The sequence below is a fragment of the Synechococcus sp. R6-7 genome, assembly GCF_047461695.1.
Classification (GTDB): domain Bacteria; phylum Cyanobacteriota; class Cyanobacteriia; order Thermostichales; family Thermostichaceae; genus Thermostichus.
Window position 1 is genome coordinate 1 of record NZ_JANSHS010000042.1, and the last position, 4,773, is coordinate 4,773.

Consider the following 4,773-nt stretch of genomic DNA (forward strand, 5'->3'; position numbering starts at 1 on the left):
AACCTGGAAGTGATTTCTGCGGGTGGCTTTTTGCTGACAGACAAGCTCTCCTTTGCATCTGGCTTTGATGAGTATCTGAGCCCCGGCTTATACTGCGACGTCTATAGTTCTGAGCTGGAGCTAGTTGAGAAAATCAAGTTTTACCTAGAAAATCCAGGGCTGGCTCTAGAGATAGCTAAAAGAGCTTATGAAAAGTTTCTTGTGGACTGGCATCCCAAGCATCGGATAGCCGATCTGATGAATTGGGTTTTCAAGGGAGAGCTACCCAACTTTTACGCAGCTAAGTCCGATCCCAGATTTTTCATTAGCACTGCCTACAGAGATCTTGTCAATACACGCCTTGCTATCTACGAACCTGTTCAGGAGTTACACCGTGTAGAGGAGCAACTTAAGGTACTGGTTAGCAAAGACTGCCCAGTAGCAGTTGTGGCAGATCTCCTGGATCTGCCGAGACTAGAAGTCTATGTTGAGGCCGGGTTCCCAGTGTCTGAGCTTCCCAAGGACGAGAGGGTCGTTTCCAGAGTACATGTCTGGGAGGAAGAGTCCAGCCACTTAGGTACTGCGACTTGGGATGTTCTGATTGCCAGATCCAACAGCCATCTTACTTCTCGACTCCTGCCCTACTCAAAATTTGTTTTTGTCCTTGATGAACAAAATCAATTGGTGTTCTCGAACGCAACAAAGTTAGCGAGCGTTGAAAGATTTTCCTTGGGCGCGACTAGAGCGGATGGATCTTCTTGGACACTACGTCTCAATTTTTATAAGGAGGAAGAAGGCGCAGCGCTATTCACGACTGACGAAATCTTTAGTAAGCAGTCATATCCTTTTTTAAACTTCGTCGATGGCGTATCAATAATTGTTGATGTAGGAGCAAACATAGGCATCGCAAGCGCCTACTTTCGAATGCTTTATCCAAATGCTACTATTCTTTGCTTCGAGCCTGACCCTGTAGCTCTTCACTTGCTGAAGCTAAACAGCCTAGTTATAGGCGGCTGCACTGTATACCCTTTTGGGCTGTACAGTGATGATATCACCAAGACTTTCTACAGTAGTCTTGTAACGGCCTGTTATAGTTCGATACACAAGAACCAATATGCTGACTTTCCAAGAGTTGTACAGCTTGTAAAGGCAAGCTCATTCCTAGGCTCATTTCTAAAGAGTGTTGGCGCTTACAACATCGATATTCTCAAGATAGATACTGAGGGTTGTGAGACCCAAATATTAAAGGATTTGTTCGAAATTCTAGTCGACATTAAGATAATATACCTAGAGTTTCACTCTGAAGAAGATAGACGATTAATAGACCAGATCCTATGCCCTACCCATGTTTTGTACAAGGGAAACATAGTTCACACACATAGAGGTACTCTTTGCTACTTGAGTAGAAGGCATATCCCTCATGACGTTTCACAAGAACCTCGTCGGTAAAAAGTTCTCCCAGTCAGTAGCTAAGGCCACTGGGGAAGTTGACAAAGGAGGTTCTAGCTAGAGCATGTAGTTTCAGGATCCACGCCCACTTCGAGCATTTTTGCGTTGGGGGCTCTATCCGTGCTGTTCTGTTCCAGCTTGGCCACACGAGCTTCCAGCTTGCGCAGGGCGCGCTGCAGCTCAGGCAAGTGCCGCTGGACGGCCATGCTCTTGCGCCATTCGGCAATGGGTTGGTGGGGGTAGCCGGCCACCGTTTGACCGGCGGGGATATCGCTGGTGACGCCTGTTTGGGCGGCCACACGCACGCCATCGCCGATGTGAAGATGCCCGGCCAAGCCACATTGCCCGGCCAAGATGACGTGGTGGCCCAATTGGGTGCTGCCGGCAATGCCCACCTGAGCCACGATCAGGCAGTGGGATCCGGTGCGCACGCCGTGGCCAATTTGCACCAGATTGTCGATCTTGGTGCCGCGGCCAATACGGGTCTCGCCAACGGCGGCCCGGTCGATGGTGGTGTTGCTGCCTACCTCCACGTTGTCTTCCAGCACCACTCGGCCCGCCTGCAGCATGCGCCGCCAGGAGCCATCTGCCAGAGGAATGTAGCCAAAGCCGTCGTCGCCAATGACAGCGCCGCTGTGGATGAGGCAATCATCCCCAATCTCCGTGCGCTCGTGAATAACGCAGTTGGCGAAAAGCTGACACCGGGATCCAATCCGCACGTGGGGATAGATGGTGACATTGGGGTGAATTTGGGTGTGGTCGCCAATTTTCACTCCCTCCATCACCACTGCGTGCGGCCCGATGGCCACCCCCTCCCCCAGCTCGACGCTGGGATCGATCACAGCGGTGGGGTGGATGCCAACGGGCAGGCGGTAGGGTTGGTAGAACAGCTCAATGGCCTGGGCAAAGAGCAGACGGGGATCCCTGCCCCGCAAGCAGGCAATGGAACAGGGCAAAGCCAGCCCTTCCTCCACGATGACAGCGCTGGCCTGGGTTTGCTCCAAGAGAGGTAGGTAGCGGGCCTCGCTGAGAAAGCTCAGCTCCCCTGGGCGAGCCTCCGCCAGGCTGGCCACGCTGTGAATTTCCAGGGTGGGATCCCCCTCGTAGGCACACCCCAATTTTTGGGCAATTTCCTGTAGCTGCATTGGAGTTGACATCCTCTACGATTGCGGCAGCCGCACGTCCATCACGGTGCCGCGCAAGTTGTAGCCAAAGGTCTCTAGCTCTAGGGGAACACCGATTTTGACGCGATTGTTGCCCAGGACGATGCCATTCTCCGTCCGCTGACCCCGCCCCCGCAACGTAAATACCAGGTCGAGGCGATAGGCTTCGGGATCGGGCAAGTTCTGCACCCGCCCATCGGGGAAAACCACTGGCACGGTACGGCTGACATTCTCCACCCGTACCACTTCCACCTGGCCGTAGGGCTGGTTGCGGATGATCAGGTCAGCCTTCTGCCCCGCCTGAAAAGGTTCCATAGAGCGGCTGCTGACCCCGCGCACAATCATGTCCACTTCCACCGGCAGCGTGGGGCCACCTCCCACCTGGACGACACTGCCCGCCTGCCGACCCGGAAAGAACAAGACGGCGACAATGGCCACCACCACAATTGCCAGAGCTCCCAGATCCAAGAGGCTGACCTTTCCCAAAAGCCGCCCCTGCTCGTCAATGAGCCGCATATCACCTCTCCTCGCACACCCTGTCTTGATTCTAGGCAGGTTTGTTCTCCAAGTGGCTTTCTCGCCCTAAGGGATCCAGGCTAGGGCGCTGCTGCCCAGCGGTAGGCGGCGTTCCCGCCAGCGGTGCGAACCACTTTGTCCATCAGGAATGGGCAGCCCGTCCTGCAAATCCACCAACCACACTTGCGAGGCCATGATGGCTTGCCCGCTACGGCTAAGGGGAGCCGAGGGATCCGGGATCCCTGGGAACGGTTCCAAGAGCGTGTAGGCCAGCATGCGTCCATCCGGGGAAATGCTGAAGTCCAGATCGACGGGATAGGTGGCTCGAACCACCTCTATGGCGTTGCCTGCTTCAGTGCCGAGCGTTATCGCCAGCAGGCGGGGCGACTCGGTGTAGCTGGGGGAGTCCATCGCGACCTCGCCAACAGAATAATGCTCCGCACCGCTAACGTGAGAGACCTCACTGACCAAGGCGTAGAAGATGGGCGCCCGAGGGGAAAAAGCCCCTTTCAGGATGGATCCCTGGGTTCTCAAAATCTCCTCGCTGTTGCCGGTATTGCTGACGATGGAGAGGCTGCGGGTGTAGTCGGGATTGAAGCGCAGCAAAGCCCCGAAAGCCCCATCGGGGCGGATGGCTAAGGTTTGGCCGAACTGGGCTAGAAAGCTCTCCGCTGCCGCCCGTGGATGCAAGGGTACGATCCCCACCCCCTGTCCCTGCGAGATGAGCAGGCTGCTCTCATCGGGGCTAATGAAAAAATCTCCCCCCACCGCCGTATCCAGCTCTAGACGTTCAAAGGGATCCCGGCTCGTTTTCTGGATCCACAGCTCCGTCTGGACGGCAGCCATGGGATCCCGTTGCAGCGGGATCCGCTCTGCCACCACCAGTTCCCCCGTCGGCGAGACTTGGAAGCGCAGGTTTTGGTAACCCTGATGATCCAGCAGCAACCGCGAAGACAGATCCTCCAGATCCAGCCGGTACAGATCCTGGTGCTGTAGGTTGGTGGCCGTGGCGAAATAGTACACGAAGCGGCCATCAGCACTGGGCTGCATTTGGGTTACCTTGACCCCAGCCGGAGTCAGCAGAGTAGCGGCTCCCGTCTCCAGGTTGAACAGAAACATTCGCCCTCGCTGGGCAGGTTCGGTGCTGATCCCCAGCAACTGCCGATCCGGCGTGCGGAATTCTCCCTCGAAAGGCCGGGCCATGGGCTGGCCCCGTTCATCCACGGCTGCCTGCAGGCGCACCCGGTAGGTCTGGCCGTAAGGGGCTGGTTCTGTCAGCGTCCAAAAAAAGCGGCGACCCAGCTTGCGCATTCGGCCTGGCAGAGGGGGTTGGATCTCCAAATGCTCTTCAACACTGACGGGATCCATCGGGCGGTTGAAGGTGAGCACCATCTGCACTTCTTGCGCCCCCACCCGTTGCTGTTGCCAGTTAAAGTCCCGCACGTAAGGAGCTGTGTGGTTGCCCAACACCACCAGGATCACCCCGATGGCCAGGTTGCAGAGGGTGATCCCGGCCACCCAGCGATCCAGAGGCTGTGGGAACCACCGCGTCAGGGTTGCGCGCCAGTAAGATCCCGACCGGGCAGACATCTGACTCATAGGTTACAAACAACAGACAGGTATGGGCAGCCAGAACTTGGGGAGCATGACTCTAGTCAATAATAAG

4 protein-coding genes are annotated in these 4,773 nt (G+C 56.0%); 1 reads left to right on the forward strand and 3 read right to left on the reverse strand.

The genetic code is table 11. The annotated features are described in order from the left end of the window. On the forward strand, window positions 1–1,428 hold a 1,428-nt coding region (locus NW815_RS01695; protein ID WP_414390033.1), incomplete at its 5' end, for an FkbM family methyltransferase. Between the two features lie 53 nt (window positions 1,429–1,481). On the opposite strand, the gene lpxD is transcribed toward NW815_RS01695, so the two are convergent. The 3 genes from lpxD to NW815_RS01710 form a co-directional block, all read right to left on the reverse strand. Further along, window positions 1,482–2,573: a UDP-3-O-(3-hydroxymyristoyl)glucosamine N-acyltransferase gene (lpxD, locus tag NW815_RS01700; RefSeq protein ID WP_414390035.1), complete on the reverse strand. Its 1,092-nt coding sequence runs from the start codon at window positions 2,571–2,573 to the stop codon at window positions 1,482–1,484. Between the two features lie 15 nt (window positions 2,574–2,588). Beyond that, window positions 2,589–3,107, reverse strand: coding sequence for a DUF4330 domain-containing protein (locus NW815_RS01705; protein WP_414342569.1), 519 nt, complete (start codon window positions 3,105–3,107; stop codon window positions 2,589–2,591). A gap of 66 nt (window positions 3,108–3,173) precedes the next feature. Next, entirely contained in the window at window positions 3,174–4,706 is a 1,533-nt protein-coding gene (locus NW815_RS01710; protein WP_414415650.1) for a hypothetical protein, read from the reverse strand. Window positions 4,707–4,773: the final 67 nt, after the last annotated feature.